This is a genomic window from Aeromonas sp. FDAARGOS 1406 (assembly GCF_019048565.1).
GTDB classification, from domain to species: Bacteria; Pseudomonadota; Gammaproteobacteria; order Enterobacterales; family Aeromonadaceae; genus Aeromonas; species Aeromonas caviae.
In genome coordinates this window covers 3,227,339-3,247,412 of sequence record NZ_CP077378.1, presented here as the reverse complement: position 1 = coordinate 3,247,412, position 20,074 = coordinate 3,227,339, and the positions used below count along the sequence as shown (strand labels likewise).

The 20,074-nt window shown below is 61.0% G+C and carries 15 protein-coding genes, 4 tRNA genes and 3 pseudogenes; 7 read left to right on the top strand and 15 right to left on the bottom strand.

The annotated features are described in order from the left end of the window. Positions 1-4 precede the first annotated feature (4 nt). The gene (mutS, locus tag I6L36_RS15360) at positions 5-2,575 is read left to right on the top strand and encodes a DNA mismatch repair protein MutS (protein WP_109112148.1); all 2,571 of its coding nucleotides are present in this window, start codon (positions 5-7) and stop codon (positions 2,573-2,575) included. Between the two features lie 70 nt (positions 2,576-2,645). Here the strand turns inward: mutS and I6L36_RS15355 are convergent, their stop codons facing one another. Then, the gene (locus I6L36_RS15355) at positions 2,646-4,244 is read right to left on the bottom strand and encodes a BCCT family transporter (RefSeq protein WP_042879412.1); all 1,599 of its coding nucleotides are present in this window, start codon (positions 4,242-4,244) and stop codon (positions 2,646-2,648) included. Positions 4,245-4,253: 9 nt separating this feature from the next. Then, the gene (locus tag I6L36_RS15350; protein ID WP_010672814.1) at positions 4,254-4,781 is read right to left on the bottom strand and encodes a hypothetical protein; all 528 of its coding nucleotides are present in this window, start codon (positions 4,779-4,781) and stop codon (positions 4,254-4,256) included. A gap of 163 nt (positions 4,782-4,944) precedes the next feature. Here I6L36_RS15350 and I6L36_RS15345 point away from each other — a divergent pair, with 163 nt between their 5' ends. After that, positions 4,945-5,424, top strand: coding sequence for a MarR family winged helix-turn-helix transcriptional regulator (locus I6L36_RS15345; protein ID WP_010672813.1), 480 nt, complete (start codon positions 4,945-4,947; stop codon positions 5,422-5,424). Between the two features lie 95 nt (positions 5,425-5,519). Here I6L36_RS15345 and I6L36_RS15340 read toward each other — a convergent pair. Then, positions 5,520-6,476, bottom strand: a pseudogene (locus I6L36_RS15340) (DDE-type integrase/transposase/recombinase); the annotation flags it as partial. A 78-nt stretch (positions 6,477-6,554) separates the two neighbouring features. On the opposite strand from I6L36_RS15340, the gene I6L36_RS15335 reads away from it, so the two are divergent. Beyond that, positions 6,555-8,168 carry an IS1634-like element ISAs25 family transposase gene (locus tag I6L36_RS15335; RefSeq protein ID WP_049636888.1) on the top strand — a complete coding sequence of 538 codons (1,614 nt, stop codon included), beginning with the start codon at positions 6,555-6,557 and terminating at the stop codon, positions 8,166-8,168. Between the two features lie 15 nt (positions 8,169-8,183). On the opposite strand, the pseudogene I6L36_RS15330 reads toward I6L36_RS15335, so the two are convergent. From I6L36_RS15330 to plsY, 6 genes and pseudogenes are all read right to left on the bottom strand, one after another. After that, positions 8,184-8,363: pseudogene (locus tag I6L36_RS15330) on the bottom strand (IS3 family transposase); the annotation flags it as partial. A gap of 98 nt (positions 8,364-8,461) precedes the next feature. Continuing rightward, positions 8,462-8,537, bottom strand: a tRNA-Asn gene (locus I6L36_RS15325). 8 nt (positions 8,538-8,545) lie between these two features. Further along, a tRNA-Phe gene (locus I6L36_RS15320) sits at positions 8,546-8,621 on the bottom strand. Between the two features lie 3 nt (positions 8,622-8,624). Next, positions 8,625-8,700: transfer RNA gene (locus I6L36_RS15315), tRNA-Thr, on the bottom strand. Positions 8,701-8,752: 52 nt separating this feature from the next. Further along, positions 8,753-8,828, bottom strand: a tRNA-Phe gene (locus I6L36_RS15310). A gap of 47 nt (positions 8,829-8,875) precedes the next feature. Continuing rightward, the gene (gene plsY / locus I6L36_RS15305) at positions 8,876-9,538 is read right to left on the bottom strand and encodes a glycerol-3-phosphate 1-O-acyltransferase PlsY (RefSeq protein ID WP_029314836.1); all 663 of its coding nucleotides are present in this window, start codon (positions 9,536-9,538) and stop codon (positions 8,876-8,878) included. Between the two features lie 171 nt (positions 9,539-9,709). Between plsY and folB the strand changes: the two genes are divergently transcribed. From folB to I6L36_RS15290, 3 genes are all read left to right on the top strand, one after another. Further along, on the top strand, positions 9,710-10,081 hold the full coding sequence (gene folB / locus I6L36_RS15300; protein WP_010675798.1) for a dihydroneopterin aldolase: 372 nt from the start codon (positions 9,710-9,712) through the stop codon (positions 10,079-10,081). Further along, positions 10,081-10,590 carry a 2-amino-4-hydroxy-6-hydroxymethyldihydropteridine diphosphokinase gene (gene folK, locus I6L36_RS15295; RefSeq protein ID WP_049636525.1) on the top strand — a complete coding sequence of 170 codons (510 nt, stop codon included), beginning with the start codon at positions 10,081-10,083 and terminating at the stop codon, positions 10,588-10,590. Before folB ends, folK begins: the two co-directional genes overlap by 1 nt. Positions 10,591-10,707: 117 nt before the next feature. Next, on the top strand, positions 10,708-11,190 hold the full coding sequence (locus I6L36_RS15290; protein WP_109113157.1) for a YbaK/EbsC family protein: 483 nt from the start codon (positions 10,708-10,710) through the stop codon (positions 11,188-11,190). A gap of 9 nt (positions 11,191-11,199) precedes the next feature. Here I6L36_RS15290 and mdtD read toward each other — a convergent pair whose 3' ends face one another. The 5 genes from mdtD to I6L36_RS15265 all read right to left on the bottom strand — a co-directional run bounded on the left by mdtD (position 11,200) and on the right by I6L36_RS15265 (position 17,327). Further along, positions 11,200-12,588, bottom strand: a complete 1,389-nt coding sequence (gene mdtD, locus I6L36_RS15285; protein ID WP_010675801.1) for a multidrug transporter subunit MdtD — start codon at positions 12,586-12,588, stop codon at positions 11,200-11,202. A 285-nt stretch (positions 12,589-12,873) separates the two neighbouring features. Then, positions 12,874-13,887 (bottom strand): IS110-like element ISAeca3 family transposase, encoded by a 1,014-nt coding sequence (locus I6L36_RS15280; RefSeq protein ID WP_052815087.1) that lies wholly within the window; start codon positions 13,885-13,887, stop codon positions 12,874-12,876. Between the two features lie 101 nt (positions 13,888-13,988). Further along, positions 13,989-15,116, bottom strand: coding sequence for a GTP-binding protein (locus tag I6L36_RS15275; RefSeq protein WP_162540500.1), 1,128 nt, complete (start codon positions 15,114-15,116; stop codon positions 13,989-13,991). A 71-nt stretch (positions 15,117-15,187) separates the two neighbouring features. Then, positions 15,188-16,594, bottom strand: coding sequence for a D-arabinono-1,4-lactone oxidase (locus I6L36_RS15270; RefSeq protein WP_109111861.1), 1,407 nt, complete (start codon positions 16,592-16,594; stop codon positions 15,188-15,190). Positions 16,595-16,709: 115 nt separating this feature from the next. Continuing rightward, complete coding sequence (locus I6L36_RS15265; RefSeq protein ID WP_109111860.1) at positions 16,710-17,327, bottom strand: LysE family translocator; 618 nt, start codon at positions 17,325-17,327, stop codon at positions 16,710-16,712. A 76-nt stretch (positions 17,328-17,403) separates the two neighbouring features. Between I6L36_RS15265 and I6L36_RS22300 the strand changes: the two are divergent. Continuing rightward, a pseudogene (locus I6L36_RS22300) lies at positions 17,404-18,320 on the top strand (LysR family transcriptional regulator). Here I6L36_RS22300 and I6L36_RS15255 read toward each other — a convergent pair. Then, positions 18,317-19,888 (bottom strand): cyclic diguanylate phosphodiesterase, encoded by a 1,572-nt coding sequence (locus I6L36_RS15255; RefSeq protein ID WP_041213989.1) that lies wholly within the window; start codon positions 19,886-19,888, stop codon positions 18,317-18,319. The pseudogene I6L36_RS22300 and the gene I6L36_RS15255 sit on opposite strands and share 4 nt — an antisense overlap. Positions 19,889-20,074: the final 186 nt, after the last annotated feature.

Here is a 20,074-nt window from a genome sequence, read left to right as displayed (position 1 = left end):
GCACATGACAGCACAATACCAAGCGCCAGGCGCCAACTTGAGCGCCCACACCCCCATGATGCAGCAGTATCTGACCCTCAAGGCCGAGAACCCGGAGATCCTGCTGTTTTATCGCATGGGTGACTTCTACGAGCTCTTCTACGACGACGCCCGCAAGGCCTCCCAGCTGCTCGACATCTCCCTGACCAAGCGCGGCCAGTCGGCCGGCAGCCCCATCCCGATGGCCGGGGTGCCCTATCACGCCATCGAGGGGTATCTCGCCAAGCTGGTACAGCTCGGCGAATCGGCCGCCATCTGCGAGCAGGTGGGGGATCCCGCCACCAGCAAGGGGCCGGTGGAGCGCAAGGTCATTCGCATCATCACCCCGGGTACCGTCTCCGACGAGGCGCTGCTCAGCGAGCGGCAGGACAACCTGATCGCCGCCGTCTACCACGATGGCCGCCGCTTCGGTTACGGCACCATGGACATCGGCTCCGGCCGCTTCTTCATCAACCAGTTCGAGAAAGAAGAGACCCTGCTCGCCGAGTTGCAACGCACCAATCCGGCGGAGCTGCTCTACCCCGAATCGTTCGCCTTCCTGCACCATATCGAGGGTCGCCGCGGTCTGCGCCGCCGCCCGGAGTGGGAGTTCGAGCTCGGCACCGCCCGCAAGCTCTTGTGCCAGCAGTTCGGCACCCAGGATCTGGTGGGCTTTGGGGTCGAGCAGAGCGAGACCGCCCTGTGCGCCGCCGGCTGCCTGATGCAGTACGTGAAAGACACCCAGCGCACCGCCCTGCCCCACATTCGCAGCGTGCGCCTGGAGCAGCCCGATCATGCGGTCATCATGGATGCCGCCACCCGCCGCAATCTGGAGCTGACCCAGAATCTGGCCGGCGGTCACGACAACACCCTCTCCGCCGTGCTCGATTGCACCGCCACGCCGATGGGCAGCCGCCTGCTCAAGCGCTGGATCCACCAGCCGATCCGCGATCGGGTGATCCTCAAAGGTCGCCAGAGCACCATCAAGGAGCTCATCGAGCAGAACCTCTATGACGAGCTGGGCGGTTTGCTGCGCCAGGTCGGCGATGTGGAGCGGGTGCTGGCGCGCCTCGCCCTGCGCTCGGCCCGCCCGCGCGATCTGACCCGGCTGCGGCAGGCTTTTGCTCAGCTGCCCGAGTTGCAGCGTCTGCTGGCGGAGAGCGAGCACGAGGCGGTGCAGCAGCTGCGCGAGCGGGCGAGCACCTTCCCCGAACTGTTCGACCTGCTGGAGCGTGCCGTGATGGAGGTGCCACCGGTGCTCATCCGCGATGGCGGCGTCATCCGTGAAGGGTTCAATCAGGAGCTGGACGAGCTGCGGGATCTGGCCAATGGCGCCACCGCCAGCCTGGCCCGCATCGAGGAGCGGGAGAAGGCGCTCACCGGCATCAACACCCTCAAGGTGGGCTACAACAAGGTGCACGGCTTCTACATCGAGGTGAGCCGCGCTAACAGCCACCTGGTGCCGGCCCACTACATCCGCCGCCAGACGCTGAAAAACAACGAGCGCTACATCATCGATGAGCTGAAGAAGTACGAGGACAAAGTGCTCACCGCCCAGGCCCAGGCGCTGGCGCTGGAAAAACGTCTCTACGAAGAGCTGCTCGACGCCCTGCTGCCGCACCTCGGCGATCTGCAGGAGTCTGCTGCCGCACTGGCGGAGCTGGACGTGCTGGCCAACCTGGCCGAGCGGGCAGAGACCCTCGACTATCGCTGCCCCACCCTCATCGACGAGGATCAGATCATCATCGAGGCGGGCCGCCATCCCGTGGTGGAGCAGGTGATGACCGACCCCTTTATCGCCAACCCGATACAGCTGGAGCGGGAGCGGCGGATGTTGATAATCACCGGCCCCAACATGGGCGGTAAATCCACCTACATGCGCCAGACTGCGCTCATCGTGCTGCTGGCCCATATCGGCGCATTCGTGCCCGCCGACAGCGCCCGCATCGGCCCCATCGACCGCATCTTCACCCGCATCGGGGCGTCGGATGATCTCGCCTCCGGCCGCTCCACCTTTATGGTGGAGATGACCGAAACCGCCAATATCCTCAACAACGCCACCGCCCGCAGTCTGGTGCTGATGGACGAAATTGGCCGCGGCACCAGCACCTACGACGGCCTCTCGCTGGCCTGGGCCTGCGCCGAGCAGCTGGCAAGCAAGATTGGCGCCTACACCCTGTTCGCCACTCACTACTTCGAGCTGACCCGCCTGCCCGAGCTGATGAGCGGGCTGGCCAACGTCCACCTGGATGCGGTGGAGCACGGCGACACCATCGCCTTTATGCACGCGGTGCAGGAAGGTGCGGCCAGCCGATCCTACGGCCTGCAGGTAGCGGCGCTGGCCGGGGTGCCGAAATCGGTGATCCACCAGGCCCGCCACAAACTGCACGAGCTGGAGAGTGCCACTCCGGTGGCCGCCGGCGAAAGTCGTCCGGCTCCGGTAACTCTCGCCCCGCAACCCCATCCTGTGGTGGAGGAGCTGGCAGCAGTTCGCCCGGACGAGCTGACCCCGCGACAGGCCCTTGACCTGCTCTATCGACTCAAGCAGATGCTGTAGCTACCGACCGCCGAACAGGCATGAAAAAGGGGAACCGCGAGGTTCCCCTTTCGTTTGACCGAACCTGTCATCAGCCCGGACCGATGCGATCCATCAGGCTCAGATTGACCGACCCCGGATGGCGCTTGAGCTTCTGCCTGTATTCGAACTGGTGCTGGCTCTCCTGTTTGAGCCCCTGCATCAGGGAGTAGCACATGGCCAGCATGATGACCGAGAAGGGCAGCGCGGCGATGATGCTGGCGGCCTGCAGGGCGGCAAGCCCGCCGGAGACCAGCAGAATGGCCGCGACCAGCCCCTGCCCCAGCCCCCAGATGGCGCGGTGCAGCACCGGGGGATCCTGATCGCCGATGGAGAGCAGCGTCGTAATCACGAGCGTGCCCGAATCGCTGGAGGTGATGAAGTAGGTGCAGATAAGCAGGGTCAGCACCCCCTTGGCAATCCAGCCGAAGGTATCCCAGTGCAGCAGTTCCACCGTCTTGTAGAGCGCCATGGTGACATCCTGATTGACCGCTTCCACTACGCCGCCGCCACCGAACAGCTCCAGGTTCATGGCAGTCCCGCCGAACACGGTGAGCCAGAGCATGCCGAGCAGGGAGGGCACCAGCAGGACACCGAGCACGAATTCACGAATCGTGCGGCCCTTGGAGATGCGGGCGATGAACATGCCGACAAAGGGTGCCCACGCGATCCACCAGCCCCAGTAAAATGCGGTCCAGCTGGACTGCCAGGCCGAGGTACCGTTGGCTTCGGTATTGGTCCAGAAGCTCAGCTTGACGATGTTCTGCAGGTAATCACCGATGTTCTGCACATAGGCGTTGAGGATATAGGTGGTTGGCCCCAGCACCAGGAAGAGGCCCAGCACGAACACGCTCAACCAGATATTGAGTTCGGAGAGGATCTTCACCCCGCGCCCGACGCCGGAGATGGCCGACAGGGTGGCAATCAGGCTGATGCCACCGATGAGCCAGAGCTGGTTCGCTTGTGACACGCCCATGCCGAACATCTGATTGAGGCCGGTGTTCATCTGGGAAACTCCCAGCCCAAGGGAGGTCGCCACCCCGAACACGGTACCGAACACCGCCAGCACGTCGGCGGCATGGCCCCAGAAGCCGTAGATGCGATCGCCAAGAATGGGGTAGAGCACGGAGCGGATGGCCAGCGGCAACTTGCGCCGGTAGCTGAAGAAGGCCAGCGACAGGCCGACGATCACATAGATGGCCCAGGGGTGCAGACCCCAGTGGAAGAAGGTGAGGCGCATGGCGATCTGGGCCGCTTCCGGCGTCATACCTTCGGTGATGAAGGGGTTGCCCTGCAGGTGATACATGGGCTCGGCGATACTCCAGAACACCAGGCCTATGCCCATGCCTGCGCTGAACAGCATGGAGAACCAGGCAAAGTAGCCAAACTCCGGTACCTGGTCGTCGTCGCCCAGCCGGATGCTGCCAAAGCGGCTGAACATCAGGTAGACGGCGAAGAACAGGAACAGGGCGACCACCAGGATGTAATACCACTTGAAGCCAGCAATGATGGTGTCCTTGGCCCCGGTAAACCAGGTGCCTGCGGTATCCGGATCAAAGACGCCGAACAGCAGGAAGAGGGTCACGACGGTGAGGGCCGTCATGGCCATGGTGGGATTGAGGCCTTTCAAAAGCCCTTTGGTTGCTCGCATCGGGCCTCCTTAGTCGTTGTTGAAAAAGTCTTCACCCACGTGATCGCCGGCACCGCCGATGGCGCGATAGGCCAGACGACCAGCCACCTGCTCACGGTGATCCACCAGGGTCACCGACGGCTGGCCGTTCACTGCGTGGCGTTTGCCGAGGAAGATAGCCATGGGCACCCCCAGATTGGAGACACCGCTGGTGATCCAGAGGCGGTTGAAGTCATAGGAGCCACCGATGAACTCCAGCTGTGCCAGCCCATTGTCCAGACCCGCCAGATAAAAGTTCATGGCACTCTCGTCGGGGAAGAGGTGAACCAGCACATAGGCATAGCGCAGCTCATTGACCAACTCCTTTAGACTGAAAGAACCTGTGTTACTGCAAGAGAGCGGCAGCTCGCCATCGTAGTGGTGTACCTTGAGGTTGTTGGGGTCCTCGTCATAAGCAGGTTGATAACGCACAAATGCCGCGGTATCAGGCAGTTCATAGCGAACTCTGACCACGCGCAGATCGGCAACCAGGGACTTGATATCCAGGTCGTCATGCATGATTTCACTCCTCAAATATCGGGTTGGAATGGGGCAATTGTCCGATAACCTAACACAATATTCATTAGAGCTAAAACCATTACATCAAAAACCATATTGACCTTGTTATGGATTAGGCGGAGAATTTCGCGCCTCTCCACAGCCCTGCGATGACCCAGACCCCATGGAAAAACATGATGAAGTGCTGATCGCCCTGCGCCAGATCATCCGTGCCATCGACATGCACTCCAAGCGCTTGATCAAGGAGGCCGGCCTGACCTCGCCCCAGCTCCTGCTGCTCAAGGGGATCGACGAGCTTGGCCAGATCTCCATGCGCCAGCTGGCGGATCACACCAACATGAGCCAGGCCACCGCGACCACCATCATGGACCGGCTGGAGAGCCGCCAGCTGGTGCAGCGCATTCGCAGCGAAACCGACAAACGCAAGGTGCATGCGACGCTCACTGACGCGGGACGCGCCCTGCTTGCCCAGGCTCCGACCCCCTTGCAGGAGAGTTTCATTCAACGCTTTCAGGCACTGGAGAACTGGGAGCAGGGGTTGTTGCTCTCATCCCTGCAACGCATCTCCGCCATGATGAATGCCGACGGCATCGATGCCGCCCCCGTGCTGAGTGTCAGCCCCCTGACCGAAGAGCGGGCCTGAAATCCTGAAGTCCGTTTACATGTTTTCAGTTAACTTCTGGCACTCAGAACCCGATGTACCGCATCGGGGATTCTGCATTGCGAGGCCTAATGCGATCATTCTGGGTTATAACTACCCACCACCTTATGCACCATCTTCCTCGTCTACACCAGGTCCTACGGGCTTTGCTACAGCAACTCTCCTTTCAGTATCCCGTTCACCCGCTCTGCCAGCGCATTCTGATAACAGTCATACCCATCAGTCATCGAGTACTGTACTCCGTACCGTTCATACAGCGTCTGATTCAAGCCTGAGCAATACTGCACCCTGCCGTCCGAGTGATGGATAAACTCCCCGCTGCCACGCCGTTGCTTCAGTGCTCTGCGCCATCACAACCAACTCAGCATGCATCCCTTCGTGCACGTGATGCCCCGCTATCTTACGCGAGAAGGCATCCGTCACCAGGCTCAGGTAGAGTGGCCCGCTCTTTGCCGGCAGGTAAGTGATGTCGGCAACCAAGACCTGCCCTGGCGCCACCGCAGTGATTTTCACCGGGCCGGGTTTGAGCAAGTTGGGATGGCGATAGAAACGCTGAAAACTGTGGAGCGTCTTGTGATAGGCCCGTTTGGGCTGCACCAACAGACGGTGCTCGGCCAATATCCTAAACAGTCTGTCCCACCAGACCGTCAGCCCAGCATCGTCTTGGCCCTGCAGCAGATAATGCTACTTGTGGATGCCCACCCGTAGTGAACTTTGCGCACAAAGCTCACTACCTGCTGCCCTTGTGCATGACGCAGGTCGGCGACCCGATTGCGATTGTAGTCAGCCTAACGGTTTATTCCGAGGAACCAGCAAGCACTGAAGATGGTCAGCTTTTCGACATACCGCTGCGAGAGAGCTTACCAGGTCGTTTTTTACGATTGAGGCGCCTTCAAAGAACTGAGCCTCCAGGCTCATCAGCGCCAGCTACTCGAGCTCCTTGATACGCTGTTCAGACATTTGGTTGCCGGGATCAGGCATGATGTGATCCTGCCAGCTCTAATCGATGCTCCCTGGCTCCAACCGTCATTCCGCACCTGATTTTGCTATTTTCAGTGCTTGACGGCGATCGGCCGTTCTGATCTATTACTCTCTTTTGCAGGTAGATCATCATGGCCGCACCCGCTATCTCGATCCGTAACCTCGATCACCTTGGTTTGGTCGCCGCACTCTGCCAGGAACTGGGCATTGCCCGCATGATCGATGCCTTGCTCCCCAAAACCCCGCCTTTCAAGGTCTCACATGGTGAAGCCTTGGTCGCCATGATAGTGAACGGCCTCGGCTTTCACAGCAGCACCCTGCACATGTTCCCGCAATTCTTCGCTAACAAGCCGGTTGAGCGCCTGATTGGCCCCGGGATCTGTGCTGATGACCTCAATGATGATGTGCTCGGTCGCTGTCTCGATGCCCTCTTTGAGGCCGATGTCAGCGCCTTGTATCAGGTGATGGCGGCGCAAGTTGTCGAGCGGCTGGGGCTCAAAAGCACCGCAGTGCACCTCGATATTACCAGCTTCCACGTCGATGGCGCCTATGACTGTGCCGATGGGGATCTGGTCGGTAAGCTGCAACTGGTGCGTGGTTATAGTCGTGATCACCGGCCAGAGCTGAATCAAGTGATCCTTGAGCTCATCTGTGAAAATCAGGCCGGCCTACCTGTCTATATGCAGGCCCTGAGCGGCAATAGTAATGACACCAAAGCCTTTGCCCAGACCGTTCGTCGCCATTTGAGCAGTCTCAAGGCCGCGCAGGAGTGCCGTTATCTGGTCGGCGATGCCGCACTGTACTGCGCCGATACCTTGCAATTACTGGCGCAACAGCAGCAACTATTTGTGACCCGGGTGCCCGTCACTCTCAATGAGGCAAAGCAGGCCGTGGCAACCATAGGTGCACAACCGCTGACCGCTCTGGGCAATGGCTATCATGGCCGTTGGCAACACGCGAATTATGCCGGGGTCGCGCAACGTTGGTTGCTGGTGCGCAGCGAACAAGCCAGCCACCGCGAGCAGCAGACATTGGCCAAAAACCTGCTCAAAGACAGTACCCGCGAGCTCAAAGCCTTCGCCAAATTGTGTGCCCGACGCTTTGCTTGTGAGGCGGATGCCCAAGCTGAGTTGAGCTGTTTTACCGCCAGCTTGATGCTGCTGCAACTGGATGCCGAAGTGGTAGGTGAACCCGTTTATACAGGACGTGGCAGACCCAAGCGTGGCGAAGAGCCAATTGGCCATCAGTTTCAAATCACTGGGTTGGCGGCAACTAGCCTGGCTTGCGTTGAAGAGGCCCACAACCAGACCGGGGTGTTCATCCTGGCGACCAATGACCACAGCGATACGCTGACCATGGCCGAACTTTTGGCCACCTATAAAGCGCAGCAGAATGTCGAACGGGGCTTTCGTTTTCTCAAGAGCCCGGAGTTTTTAACCTCCTCACTGTACCTGAAAAAGCCGGAGCGGATTGAAGCGTTGCTCATGGTGATGACCTGTAGCCTGATGATTTACGCAGCGTTGGAGCACCGGATCCGGCAGGGATTAGTGGAGCAGAATCGCAGTGTGGCGGATATGAAAAAGAAACCGACCCAGCAGCCGACGGCCCGTTGGATCTTTTTGCGCTTTGGTGGCATCCATGAATATCGACTGGGAGAAGCTCCGCCACAAGTAACGGAGCTAACAGGAGACCAGCAGATCATTTTGGAGGTATTGGGTGAGCGCTATCGGCAAATTTATTCCTAAATCAGGTGCGGAATGTCGGCTCCAACCCTGCAGACCATGCTTATGCAACCATACCAGAATGGTCGAATTGCCCTGAATGCCATATTGGAATTGTGTCTACTGGTAGGTGAGTTCACCTTTTTCAATCTGCTCGACCAGGGACAATTTAAACCTCAGTGAGTAATCGCGCTGTGTGCGTTTCACACCTTGTCCCATCGAGATCTCCATCTATTCGGGGAAGAAGGTATAAGCCATATTCAGGACGGGGACAATGGGAAAAGAAAAAGCCCAGCATTGCTGCTGGGCTTTTTATTTGGCTCCTCCTGCTGGGCTCGAACCAGCGACCTGCGGATTAACAGTCCGTCGCTCTACCGACTGAGCTAAGGAGGAATTATTCGTGGTGCCCAGAGACGGAATCGAACCGCCGACACGGGGATTTTCAATCCCCTGCTCTACCGACTGAGCTATCTGGGCAAATGGTGCCGGCTACCGGAATCGAACTGGTGACCTACTGATTACAAGTCAGTTGCTCTACCTACTGAGCTAAGCCGGCACACTTCAAACCATTGTGCATGAACACGTTTTTATTTCATGGCACCAAAATATGGTGCCCAGAGACGGAATCGAACCGCCGACACGGGGATTTTCAATCCCCTGCTCTACCGACTGAGCTATCTGGGCGTGGGCGCTATTAAACGGATTTTAGGGCAGGTGGTCAACGGGAAATTTCACTTTTCGTCTCGTTCGTCTCTTTTTTGCGCAGCATCATCCATTTTCATCACTTCTGCTGGCGGGACCGCTCCCCGGCGCCCCCAGAGGCGGGACTCCTCCCCCTTGAGCAGGCGGGTAATGTTCTCGTGATGACGGATCAGGATGAGACAGGAGAGCAGGGAGACCGGCAACGTGTATTCCGGTTTGAGCAGATAGGTAAAGAGCGGAGTGAGCAACACGGTCACGATGGACGCCAGTGACGAATAGCCGCTCACCAGCAGCACCAGCAGCCAGGTGGTGATGACGGCGCCCCCCATGGCAAACCCAATGGGCAGCATGGTACCGAGGGCGGTGGCGACGCCCTTGCCGCCACGGAAGTGGAAGAAGAGGGGGTACATGTGGCCCAGACAGGCGGCCACCCCGATAAAGCCGAGGTAGACGGGCTTGATCTGCAGATACCAGGCGAGGTAGACGGGGGCCATCCCCTTGAGCACGTCGAGAAGCAGTACGATCAGCGCCGCCATCCGGCCGCCGAGGCGCAACACATTGGTCGCCCCCGGGTTGTGGGAACCATGGTCACGGGGATCCGGCAGACCCGTGATGCGGGAAACCAGCACGGCACTGGACAGCGAGCCGCCCAGATAGGCCAGAATAATCATCAAAATCGTCAGGGCCGTCATCTTGGTCGTTTTTACCACGATATGAATGGGGTATGATGCGGGCCACATTCCCAGGCCCGGGCTTGCCCGAAAGCGTGTCGCCCAAACCGGCCGCCAGCGGCAATCTGCTTGCCGGGCCTGCATCCCTGCGCTGTTTTCACAGCCCATCAAGAGTAAAGAAGAAGTACTGTCATGGACAAGGTGTTTATTCGCGGACTCGAGGTTTTGACCACCATAGGGGTATATGAGTGGGAGAAGGGCATTCGCCAGAAGCTCTGTTTCGACCTCGAGATGGGGTTTGACAATCGCCCAGCCGCCGCAACCGACGATATCAATCTGGCGCTGGATTACGCCACCCTCTCTCGCAAGATCTGTGATCACGCCCAGGGCAAGATAGTGGAGCTGGTCGAGACCATGGCCGAGCAGGTCGCCGCCCTGGTGCTGGAAGACGAGCGGGTACAGTGGGTCAAGGTGACCCTGACCAAACCGGGTGCCGTGCCCAATGCGGCAGGCGTCGGGGTCGAGATCTTGCGCCATCGCACGCCGGCTGCGAGCGCCAACTGATGACCCGCATCTATATCAGTCTGGGATCCAACATCGATCGGGAACGCCATATCCGCGCTGGCCTCGATGCCCTGCACGCCGAATTCGGCGAGTTGCAGGTCTCCCGGGTATTCGAGAGCGAGGCAGTGGGCTTCAACGGTCGCCCCTTCTACAACCTGGTGGTGGGTGCCGATACCGAGCTGCCCCTGGCGACCCTGTGCCAGCGGCTGCGCGCCATGGAGTTCTCTCACGGCCGCGAGCCGGATGCCAAGAAGTTCGCCCCGCGCACCCTGGATCTCGATCTGCTGCTCTACGGCGAGCTGGTCTGCGAGACACCGCTGGTGCTGCCGCGCGGCGAGATCCTCACCAACGCCTTCGTTCTCTGGCCGCTGGCGGAGCTGGCTCCCACATTCCGCCATCCCATCGATGGTCGCACCATCGGTGAGCTGTGGGCAGGTTACGACAAAGCCTCCCAGCGCCTTGACCCCATTCCCTTCCACTGGAAAGCGGGCGAATTGCAGCATCACTGAACGACAAAGGCACCCTCGGGTGCCCTTGTTGATGACTCCGCTGATGACGGATAAGAAACGGTGATTGGGCCTGCGCCGGTGCAAGTGGCAGGATGACCGCCATCACAGGAGAACCCCATGCCACTCGATGCCATTCACGACTTCAACCGTCAGTTGCTCACCGACCTGCCCCACCAGCGCTTCGAGCACGAACCCATCCTCGATTACGCCACCGACGAGCGGGTCAAGGCTCGCCTCGGCTGGCAGGCCGAGTTCAGCAAGACCCTTTTCCTCAAGTTCAAGGATGGTCGCTTCGCCCTGCTGCTGACCCACAGGGACGGCCGGCTCGACAGCAAGGCGGTCAAGGAGGCGCTCGGTGCCAAACCCTCCATCTGCACCGCCGACGAGATGCAGACCGAGATTGGCTGCCTGCCGGGAGCCGTCTGCCCCTTCCTGCCCCGCGCCGACATCCCCCTGCTGGTGGATCCCGTGCTCATGAATCACCACGCCTTTACCTGGACGCCGGGCCACCCCGAGCAGACTTTCCTGCTGGAGACCACCCACCTGGCCGGACTGCTGGCCCGATTGCCCTGCGACGTGAGCTACCTGCCCGCCCCCTGAGCCTGGGACTCAGCGCTTTTCCCGCGCCAGCTGGGCGAAGATCAGCGCCGCCAGCATGGACATCAGGCCGATGCACAGATAGGTGAGGTGGAACCCCTCCAGCCAGCGGCCACTCTCCTCGGGCTGGCCGATGGAGAAGAGCCCCAGCAGGCTGGCGGCGATGGCCACCCCCAGGCTCATGGAGAGCTGCATTACCACCGACAGCAGACCGTTGCCGCTGCTGGCGTGCTCGCTGCTGAGATCCTGCAGGGTCAGGGTGTTCATGGCGGAAAATTGCAGGGAGTTGATGGCGCCAAAGACCGCCAGCCACACCAGCAGTACGCCGTGGGGCACCTGGTTGTCGATGAAATAGAAGCTCGCGATCATGGCCCCGAGCGCCAGGGTGTTGCCGATGAGGATGCGGCGATAACCGATGCGCGGAATGAGCTTGTTCACCAGCGTCTTGGTCAGCATGGCGCCGATCACCGTGGGGATCATGGTCATCCCCGCCTTGCTCGGGGAGAAGCCGAGCCCCAGTTGCAGGAAGAGCGGGGTGAGAAACGGCATGGCGCCGCTGCCGAGGCGGGCAAACAGATTGCCCCAGATACCGATGGCGAAGGTGGACGTCTTGAACAGCGCCAGACTGAACAGGGGCTGCTCCGCCGTGGCGGCATAGAGCCAGTAGCTCGCCATGGCGGCCAGACCGAACAATACCGCAAACAGGGCCCAGCCGGTTGAGATACTGTGCTCCCCCAGGCCTTGCAGACCGACGGATACCAGCACCATGCCGACACTGAACAGCACAAACCCCTGCCAGTCAAACCTGGCGGTGTGCTGGCGAAGGTCGGGCATGAAGTGCCAGCTCGCCACGAAGCCGAGCAGGCCCACCGGCAGGTTGATGAGGAAGACCCAGTGCCAGCTCGCCACCTCCACCAGCCAGCCCCCCAGGGCCGGGCCGATGAGGGGGCCGAGCAGACCGGGGATGGTGACGAACGACATCACCCTCAGCAGCTCATGCTTGCTGTAGACCCGCAGCACCGCCAGACGCCCGATAGGCATCAGCAAGGCCCCCCCGACCCCTTGCAACACCCGGGCGATCACCAGCATGGGCAGGGTGTTGGCGATGGCACAGGCCAGGGAACCCAGGGTAAACAGCAGGATGGCGACCAGATAGACCCGGCGGGTGCCGAATCTGTCCGCCAGCCAGCCGGAGGCAGGAATGAGCAGGGCCACCGTCAGCATGTAGGCGATGATGACGGACTGCATCTGCAGCGGACTCTCGCCCAGGGCCTCGGCCATGCTGGGCAGGGCGGTGTTGAGGATGGTGCCATCCAGGGTCTGCATGAAAAAACCGACCGCCGTCAGCCAGGGCAGCCATTTGCGCTGGGCGGGCGTCACCATCGGGGAGCTGTCAGGCATGGTTCTGTCTCTCCTCATCACATAAGAAATCTATGGTCACCCCCTTTTTTGCAACCTTGATTTCGGGTGTTGTGGTTGGCTTGCTTAAATCTATCCGGCGTCTTGATGGAGAATGTTCTCCGCGCCACGATGAGAATCGCGCCTGACTGTCCTAAAAAGACCCTCGGCCTAGAAAGCCTATTCTTTTGCCAGGTTATCAGTCAGGCCGGTATGCCGTTCACGTCATCCAATATCACAGTCGCAAAACCAGGTGGGTGTGTCAGTACAAAAGTAAATAGGGGCGCGTCAGGTTGGCATTGCCCGAAATTCGGTATGCCGTGCCGCCAGCGCCCAAGCCGTGCGGGCCAACTTGTTGGCTAGTGCACAAGCCACAACATTCGAATGTCGCCGAGTCAACATAGACCTGACCCAATCAGCCAATCGTCCCGTTTGCCGCTCTAGCCGTTGCATATAGGCTCGTGCACATTGCACCAACAATCGTCTAAGATTTTTGTCGCCACGCTTGCTGATACCCTTCAGGTTTGCCCGGCCCCCAGTACTGTACTGGCGTGGCACCAATCCGACTGACGCCGCGAAATCACGACTACATCGATAGTGTTTTCCGTCACCGAGCTCGGCGGCCAACACGCTGGCAGTGATCGGGCCGACACCAGGGATTGTCATCAGACGCTGACCAAGATCGTCATCGCCAAGCTGGCTGGCCAGTTCCTTGTCGATCTCGGCAATTTGCTGCTCCAGATACTTGAAATGGGCATGCAGCCTCTCCAACATGGTAATCAGTCGCGCTGGTAACTCGTGTTCAGCCATCACAGAAGGCAGGCGCTTGATGGCGGCATGACCGACGGGCAGACTGATGCCAAATTCGAGTAAAAAGCCGTGTATCTGGTTCGATGCCTTAACCCGATCGCGCACAAACGATTCGCGCACACGATGCAGTGCTCCCAACGTTTGCTGGCTTTCGGTCTTGGGCGTTACAAACCGCATGGAGGGACGGCAGGCGGCCTCGCAAATAGCTTCAGCATCGATGAAGTCGTTCTTGTTGCTCTTGACGAATGGGCGCACGAATTGAGGCGAAATGAGCTTACTCTCATGCCCAAATTCAGCCAGCCGACGAGCCATGTAATGGGCTCCGGCACATGCCTCCATGACGATGGTGCATACAGGAAAAGTTGCGAGGGATTCGATGAGCTTTGTCCGGTTGAACTTCTTGCGAAGAAGAGCCTTGCCGAACCGGTCTTGACAGTGAATGTGAAAAGAGTGTTTACCGAGATCAATACCAATAAGCGCAACGTTTTCCATGATGGCCTCTCCTGAAAGAAAAACACCCTGTCAGCGTACCGCTCACAGGGTGGGGGTGACCATCTCATTAGACCCGCACGAGCGCGGGTCATATCAGCATATCAGGCATCCGGCTGGCCGAGCATGGCCTTGAGGTGCTCTTCCAGGCTGGGTTCGGGGGCCTTGAGGGTCGAGAGGAACAACTGCTCTATGCCTACCCTGTCCTGGCTCTTCACGATGAACACCAGCCGGGACTGGGCCTTGCCTTCGGGCCACTCCCCCAGCGCCTGCAACGGATAGAGCTGGCCGTGCACCCCGTGGATCACCACGGGCTGGCTCTCCCCTTCCAGTTGCAATATCCCCTTGAGACGCAGCAGGGCATCGCCGTATTGCGCCTGCACCGCATCGATGGCGGCCAGCAGGCGGGAGGGCTTGAGCGGCTCGCCGATGCGCAGGGAGAAACTTTCGATATTGCCGTGCTCGAAGCGGGTGGGCGCGACCGTCCCCACCTTGGCGGCAAACGGCGTCATCTTCGGCTGCATGGGCGAAGCCAGCCCCTGTTTCGGGGATTCGGTACGCAGCCAGGCCAGTAACTGGCGCACGTCGCGCCCCGCCGCCTCGTTGTAGGCGCCGAGCTTCTCCAGCACCGCAGGTGAGAGCACCCCATTGCTGACCCGCTGGATGGGGGCTGCCGGATTGAGGGCCGCCAGTTGGGCTTCCACCCGAGCAAGGGTCTCTTCATCCACCAGGTCCCCCTTGCTCACCACCAGCAGATCCGCCAGCGCCACCTGTTTGACCGCCTCATATTGAGTCGCAAGCTGCTGCTCGATATGGCCGGCATCCACTACAGTGACGGTGCCATCGAAGCGGTAGCGCTGGGCGATAAAGCCCTCTTCCCTCAACGTGAACAACACGGGGGCCGGATCGGCCAGACCCGTGGTTTCGATGATCAGCCGTTTGAAGGGTTTGATTTTCCGTTGGATGGCCTTCATGAAAAGCCCCTGCAGCGCCTCCACCAGGGAGCCCTGTACCGAGCAGCAGATGCAGCCGGAATCGAGCAGCACCACCTGCTCGTCCACCTGCTGTACCAGATGGTGATCCAGCCCCACGGAGCCGAACTCGTTGATGAGCACGGCGCACTCCCCGAGCTCGGGCTGCTTGACCCAGTGGTTGAGCAAGGTGGTCTTGCCGCTGCCGAGAAAACCGGTCAGCAGGGTCACGGGGATGCGGGTGTCTTGCATGTCTGTCATAGAGATCCCCCCCCTCTGATCGGCAGGAGGATGAGTAAGCGAGTGTCTTGCATATCGGTCATGTCAGATCCTTACCGGTTGGCGAACAGGTCGCCGAGCCAGCGGTTTTCGAAACGGCCATGGGGGTCAAGCTCCCGCTTCAGGGCCAGGAAGTCGTGCCAGCGCGGCAGCAGGGCAGGGAAGTCGTAGAGGTCCATCGCCAGGTGCTTGCCGAAATGGGGAATGCCGCCGAGGGGCACCAGCAGTTGCTGCAACTCGCGCATCTGCTCCATGGAGCCCCCGACGAAGGTCCCGTCCGCCGCCAGATAGACCAGAAAACCTATCCAGCACACCGACTTGTCATGGGCGGCACTGAGCCAGGCCACGGAGGGACCGGTGCAGCGCAGGATGAAGGGGTAGTGCAGCACGCCGGGGTTCGCCTCCTGCCATGCCTGCAGGATTTCAAGGGCCTCCCCCATGCGTTCGAGGGGCACGGCCACCTCGCAGTTGATCTGGGGAGCAGGGATCCCCTTGCAGAGGATCTGGTAGACATTGCCCACCAGATCCGAGGCGTCCTTGAAGCGGCGTACCGTCTCGAAGTGCTCGCCTGCCCTGGCCTCGTCCTTGGTGTCTCTGGCCATCTTCTGCAGGGTCGCGTCTATGGTGGCATTGAGCGCCAGGTTCATGCGCTCGTCCATGTCTCCCTCCAGCACCAGCGGCTCGCTGCCCCCGGCGCGGTAGCGGGCCACCTCGTCATCGGAGGCGGGATCCACCAGCCAGATGTGGCTCTCGCCGGTCCAGGCGAACCACCAGCTCTTCACGAAGGCGTGCTCGCGGTTGAGCCGCTCGTTGTGCGCCAGCAGGAAGGGATAGTCGGTAGTGAACTTGGTGCAGCGCATGATGCGGTTGGGCACGGTCTGCAGGGTGACGTCGAGCAGAATGCCGAGCATCCCCATGCCCATCACGAAGGCGCCGAAGCGCGAGTCGGTGCGATCCACTTGGATGATGTCGCCACTGGCCAGCATCACGGTCAGGGCAGCCACCGCATCGCAGAGGGCGGACTGGTGCAGCCCCTGGCCGTGGGTGCCGGTGCTGAGCGCACCGCCCAGGGTCTGGATGCCGATGACGCCGGGGGAAGCCGGCAACATCCGCTCCATGGCGATGAGATCGGCGTAGACGGTGTCGAGCGGAGTTCCCGCCTGATAGGTGACGGTGTCGGCGGTCTGCGCCAACTGGCCACGCAGGTGGTGCAAGTCCACCAGCAGCGCCTGACTGCCCTCGGCATAGACGCTGTGGATGGGTTCGAAGGAGAGGCCGGAGCCGATGAGGCGCAGCTTGCGCTCGGGGTTTTCCCGCAGCAGTTGCTGCAGCTCGTCACGGGTCGTCGGGCGCCACACCTGATCAAGGGCGCCGAGGGGGTTGGTTCTGGACCAGTTGAACAGCACCTCCCGATTGCCAATCGCCTTGATGCTGTGAAATGCCTGGAACCTGACCGTCATACCGCGCCTCATCTGACTTCAAAATGAGCGCCAATTCTACCGAAAAGTGGCTGCCAAGGCATGAAAAACAAGACCCTACAGTCGGGGGTGGATAGGGGGAGCCCCTCTCCCCGCCTCAGCGCGTCTGCTGGGTCAATGCCAGCAACATGCCGAATCCCACCAGCAGCCCCCCGAACACCCGATCGATCCAGTGGCGTACCGCCAGCAGTCGGTCCCGCACCTCAGGGGTGGAGAAGAAGAGCGCCACCGCACCAAACCAGAGGGCGTGCGCCAGCGCGATGAAGGCGCCATAGCCGATCTGGACCGCCAGCGGCGTCTGCGGCTGCACCACCTGCATGAAGAGGCTGACGATGAAGATGGTGGTCTTGGGATTGAGCACATTGGTCAGAAATCCGGTGCGCAGCGCACCCAGGCTGGAGAGGGCAGGCTGACAGATGCTCTCTTCATCGGCAGCCGGTTTGGCCCGCAGCATCTTGATGCCGAGGAAGATGAGATAGGCGGCCCCTGCCAACTTGATGAGGTTGAACAGCCAGAGGGATTGCTGGATCAGCAGGCCCACCCCCAGCAGGGTGTAGGCCACGTGCACGCAGACCCCGGCCGCGATGCCGATCGCCGTCAGCACGCCGGTGCGGCGCGAGAGCAGCAGGCTGTTGCGCGACACCATGGCAAAGTCGGGCCCGGGGCTGATGACGGCAAAGAGGGTAATGGCGACAACGGCTAACAGTTCAGTCATGAAAATAGTCCTGATTAGAGGGGATATCGGCTATTTTATTTGCCAATAACACCAATAACGAACGATGATTTCTGACATGAATGGTGAAAAAAACTCACAAAAAGCCCTCTCGCTTCCCTCCCTCACCGCCCTGCGCTGTTTCGAGGTGGCTGCCCGCACCGAGCATTTCGGCCGCGCCGCCGATGAACTGCATCTCACCCATGGCGCCATCAGCCGGGCGGTACGACTGCTCGAGGAGGATCTGGGGGTCATCTGTTCGAGCGGCGCCAGCGCCGGGTCTTTCTGACCGACGCGGGTGAACGGTTCTATCAGGCGGTCAGAGAGGGGCTGGGCAGCATCCGCCAGACGGCGCAGGCCCTGCGCCAGCAGAGCCGTCCCCAGTCGCTGGTGCTCTCCTGCGAACCCACCCTCCTGATGCGCTGGCTGATCCCGCGCTGGCCCGCCTTCCAGGCTCTGCACCCGGAGCTGGACGAACACCTGATGGCGGGCGGCGGCGCCCTCAGCTTTGGCAGCGGCATCGATCTCGCCATCCGGCGCAACGACTTTCACTGGCCTGCCGAGCTCTACAACCAGTTGCTGTTCGAAGAGCGGACCGGCCCTGTCTGCCCGCCGGGCAAGGTGGCGCACTTTTTTGAATCCAGGGGGGATGTGCAGGCCCTCAGGCCAACGGCCCCCCGTCTGCACACCAAGACCCGTCCGGGCGCCTGGCTGGAGTGGCAGCAGCACGCAGGCATGTCCGCAGACGAGGAGGTGCCGGGTCAGACCTTCGAGCACTTCTATTTCAGCCTGCAGGCGGCAGTCGCCGGGCTGGGAGTCGCCATCGGCCCCTACCGCCAGGTGTGCGACGATATCGAGGCCGGTCTGCTGGTAGCACCGCTCGGCTTCGTCCCCGACGGCACCGGCTATCACCTGCTCGCCCCCGCCCCTCCCGAACCCGGCAGCCCCCACGACATCCTGGTGAACTGGCTGCACAGCCTGGTGGGCGCGGCCTAGCCCTGGGCGGTGCGCCCGGCGGCGACCTGTATCTCTCCCGCCGTCAGCTCCCGGCAGAACTGGCGTATCGGCATGGGGCGGGCAAACAGGTATCCCTGCAGATACTGGACCCCCTTGCCTCTCAGATAGGCGGCCTGCTGCTCCGTCTCCACCCCTTCGGCCACCAGGGACAACCCCAGCCGTCCCCCAAGGTCGATGACGTTGTCCACGATGTGCTCGGAGAGGGACTCCGTCCCGATACGGCCGATGAAGGAGCGGTCGATCTTGAGATAGTCCACGTGGAATTGCTGCAGATAGATGAGGCTGGAGTGGCCGGTGCCAAAGTCATCGATGGCGAGCTGCACCCCCATCTCGTCGAGCTGGCGAAACAGGGAGAGGGTCTGCGGGCTGGTCACCAGCAGCTCCCGCTCCGTGAGCTCCAGCACCAGCACCACCCGTCCCGGCACGAAGTGGCCGAGGAAGTCGCGGCACTCCGCCACCAGGGAGAGGTCCCGGCAGTGGATGGCACTGATGTTGAAGCTGATGTGAAATGCCTCGGGCAGCTGCTCCTGCACCGGGTGGAGTGTCTTGGCCACCGTCTTCATCAGGTTGACCGTCATGGGCACGATCAGGCCAGACTCTTCCGCCTGGGGGATGAAGAGATCGGGGCGGATCAGCCCCTCGGTGGCATGTTGCCAGCGCATCAGTACCTCGGCTCCCACCATCTTGCCGCCCTTGCTGGCGATCAGCGGTTGCAGATAGGGGACAAACTCCCTGGCTCGCAGCCCGCGTCTCAGCTCGTCCGTCAGGGCCCCCGGCCGCCCAAGCAGCCACCACACCAGCAGTGAGAGCACCAGCGAACTGGCTCCCAGCCAGATCAGCTGCAGATGGCGAGCCTCCCACAGGGCACGCCAGTAGATCGGCATGGCATAACCGGCGTGGATGGTGAAGGGGTAACGCTGGGAGGCGAGTATCAGGGCAAACTTGCTGTGCAGTTTCGGCGGATCGCTTTGGAAGTGGCCGGACTCATCGAGCCAGGCGGACCCCACCTGCAAGAACAGCTCGCTGGGATCGCTGCTCAGGGTAAGCATGAAACTGAGCTGACTGCTGTCAATGGCGCTCAGTGCCGCATCACGCCCCCGCTCCTGACGCACCACCAGCAAGGGGTGATTCTTGCGCACCAGGTTGCCGCTCATCAGCAGCAACTTGCGATCCGTGTAGCGGGAGCCGTCATCCACTTCCCTGGCAGGCCCGAACAGCGAGGTGCAGTTGATGATCCCCTGTCGCACCAGATTGATGGAGCGCAGGAACGGCTCCAGCGCCACTCGCTTGCGCAGCAGCAGCAGGTTGTCGCTGCAAGGTCGACCGGCCAGCGGCAATACCTCGAGGTTGGCCCGCTCGGCCTGATCCAGCATGCGCTCCAGCAAGGTTCTGGCCTTGCTGGCTGACGCACTGGCATCGTTCTTCAGCTCCTGCTCGTAGCTGTCATGCACCATCCACCCTCCCACCACCAGGGGCAGGGCTAACACCAGCAGGGCACAACCAAGGCGCCACTTCATGCGGGCCAGATCAATCCGGAACAGAAACATAGCAACCACGCCGCAATGCGCGGGCCCGCTTCGCAGGTACCGCGGTATAAAAATACCCACCAGGAAACGGTGGGGCCATCATGGCCAGACAACGAAAGCGCAACGCGCGTACCAGGCAAATCGACGACGCCGTTGCTGGGCATGGCGGGTCATTATCGCGCAGCCCCCTGAAATGGAAAATGCCGC

Bases quoted from the DNA above. Each gene is read 5' to 3' on its own strand.
- mutS (WP_109112148.1), top strand. From the start codon at position 5: ATGACAGCACAATACCAAGCGCCAGGCGCCAACTTGAGCGCCCACACC.
- I6L36_RS15355 (WP_042879412.1), bottom strand. From the start codon at position 4,244: ATGCGAGCAACCAAAGGGCTTTTGAAAGGCCTCAATCCCACCATGGCC.
- I6L36_RS15350 (WP_010672814.1), bottom strand. From the start codon at position 4,781: ATGCATGACGACCTGGATATCAAGTCCCTGGTTGCCGATCTGCGCGTG.
- I6L36_RS15345 (WP_010672813.1), top strand. From the start codon at position 4,945: ATGGAAAAACATGATGAAGTGCTGATCGCCCTGCGCCAGATCATCCGT.
- I6L36_RS15335 (WP_049636888.1), top strand. From the start codon at position 6,555: ATGGCCGCACCCGCTATCTCGATCCGTAACCTCGATCACCTTGGTTTG.
- plsY (WP_029314836.1), bottom strand. From the start codon at position 9,538: ATGACGGCCCTGACGATTTTGATGATTATTCTGGCCTATCTGGGCGGC.
- folB (WP_010675798.1), top strand. From the start codon at position 9,710: ATGGACAAGGTGTTTATTCGCGGACTCGAGGTTTTGACCACCATAGGG.
- folK (WP_049636525.1), top strand. From the start codon at position 10,081: ATGACCCGCATCTATATCAGTCTGGGATCCAACATCGATCGGGAACGC.
- I6L36_RS15290 (WP_109113157.1), top strand. From the start codon at position 10,708: ATGCCACTCGATGCCATTCACGACTTCAACCGTCAGTTGCTCACCGAC.
- mdtD (WP_010675801.1), bottom strand. From the start codon at position 12,588: ATGCCTGACAGCTCCCCGATGGTGACGCCCGCCCAGCGCAAATGGCTG.
- I6L36_RS15280 (WP_052815087.1), bottom strand. From the start codon at position 13,887: ATGGAAAACGTTGCGCTTATTGGTATTGATCTCGGTAAACACTCTTTT.
- I6L36_RS15275 (WP_162540500.1), bottom strand. From the start codon at position 15,116: ATGACAGACATGCAAGACACCCGCATCCCCGTGACCCTGCTGACCGGT.
- I6L36_RS15270 (WP_109111861.1), bottom strand. From the start codon at position 16,594: ATGACGGTCAGGTTCCAGGCATTTCACAGCATCAAGGCGATTGGCAAT.
- I6L36_RS15265 (WP_109111860.1), bottom strand. From the start codon at position 17,327: ATGACTGAACTGTTAGCCGTTGTCGCCATTACCCTCTTTGCCGTCATC.
- I6L36_RS15255 (WP_041213989.1), bottom strand. From the start codon at position 19,888: ATGTTTCTGTTCCGGATTGATCTGGCCCGCATGAAGTGGCGCCTTGGT.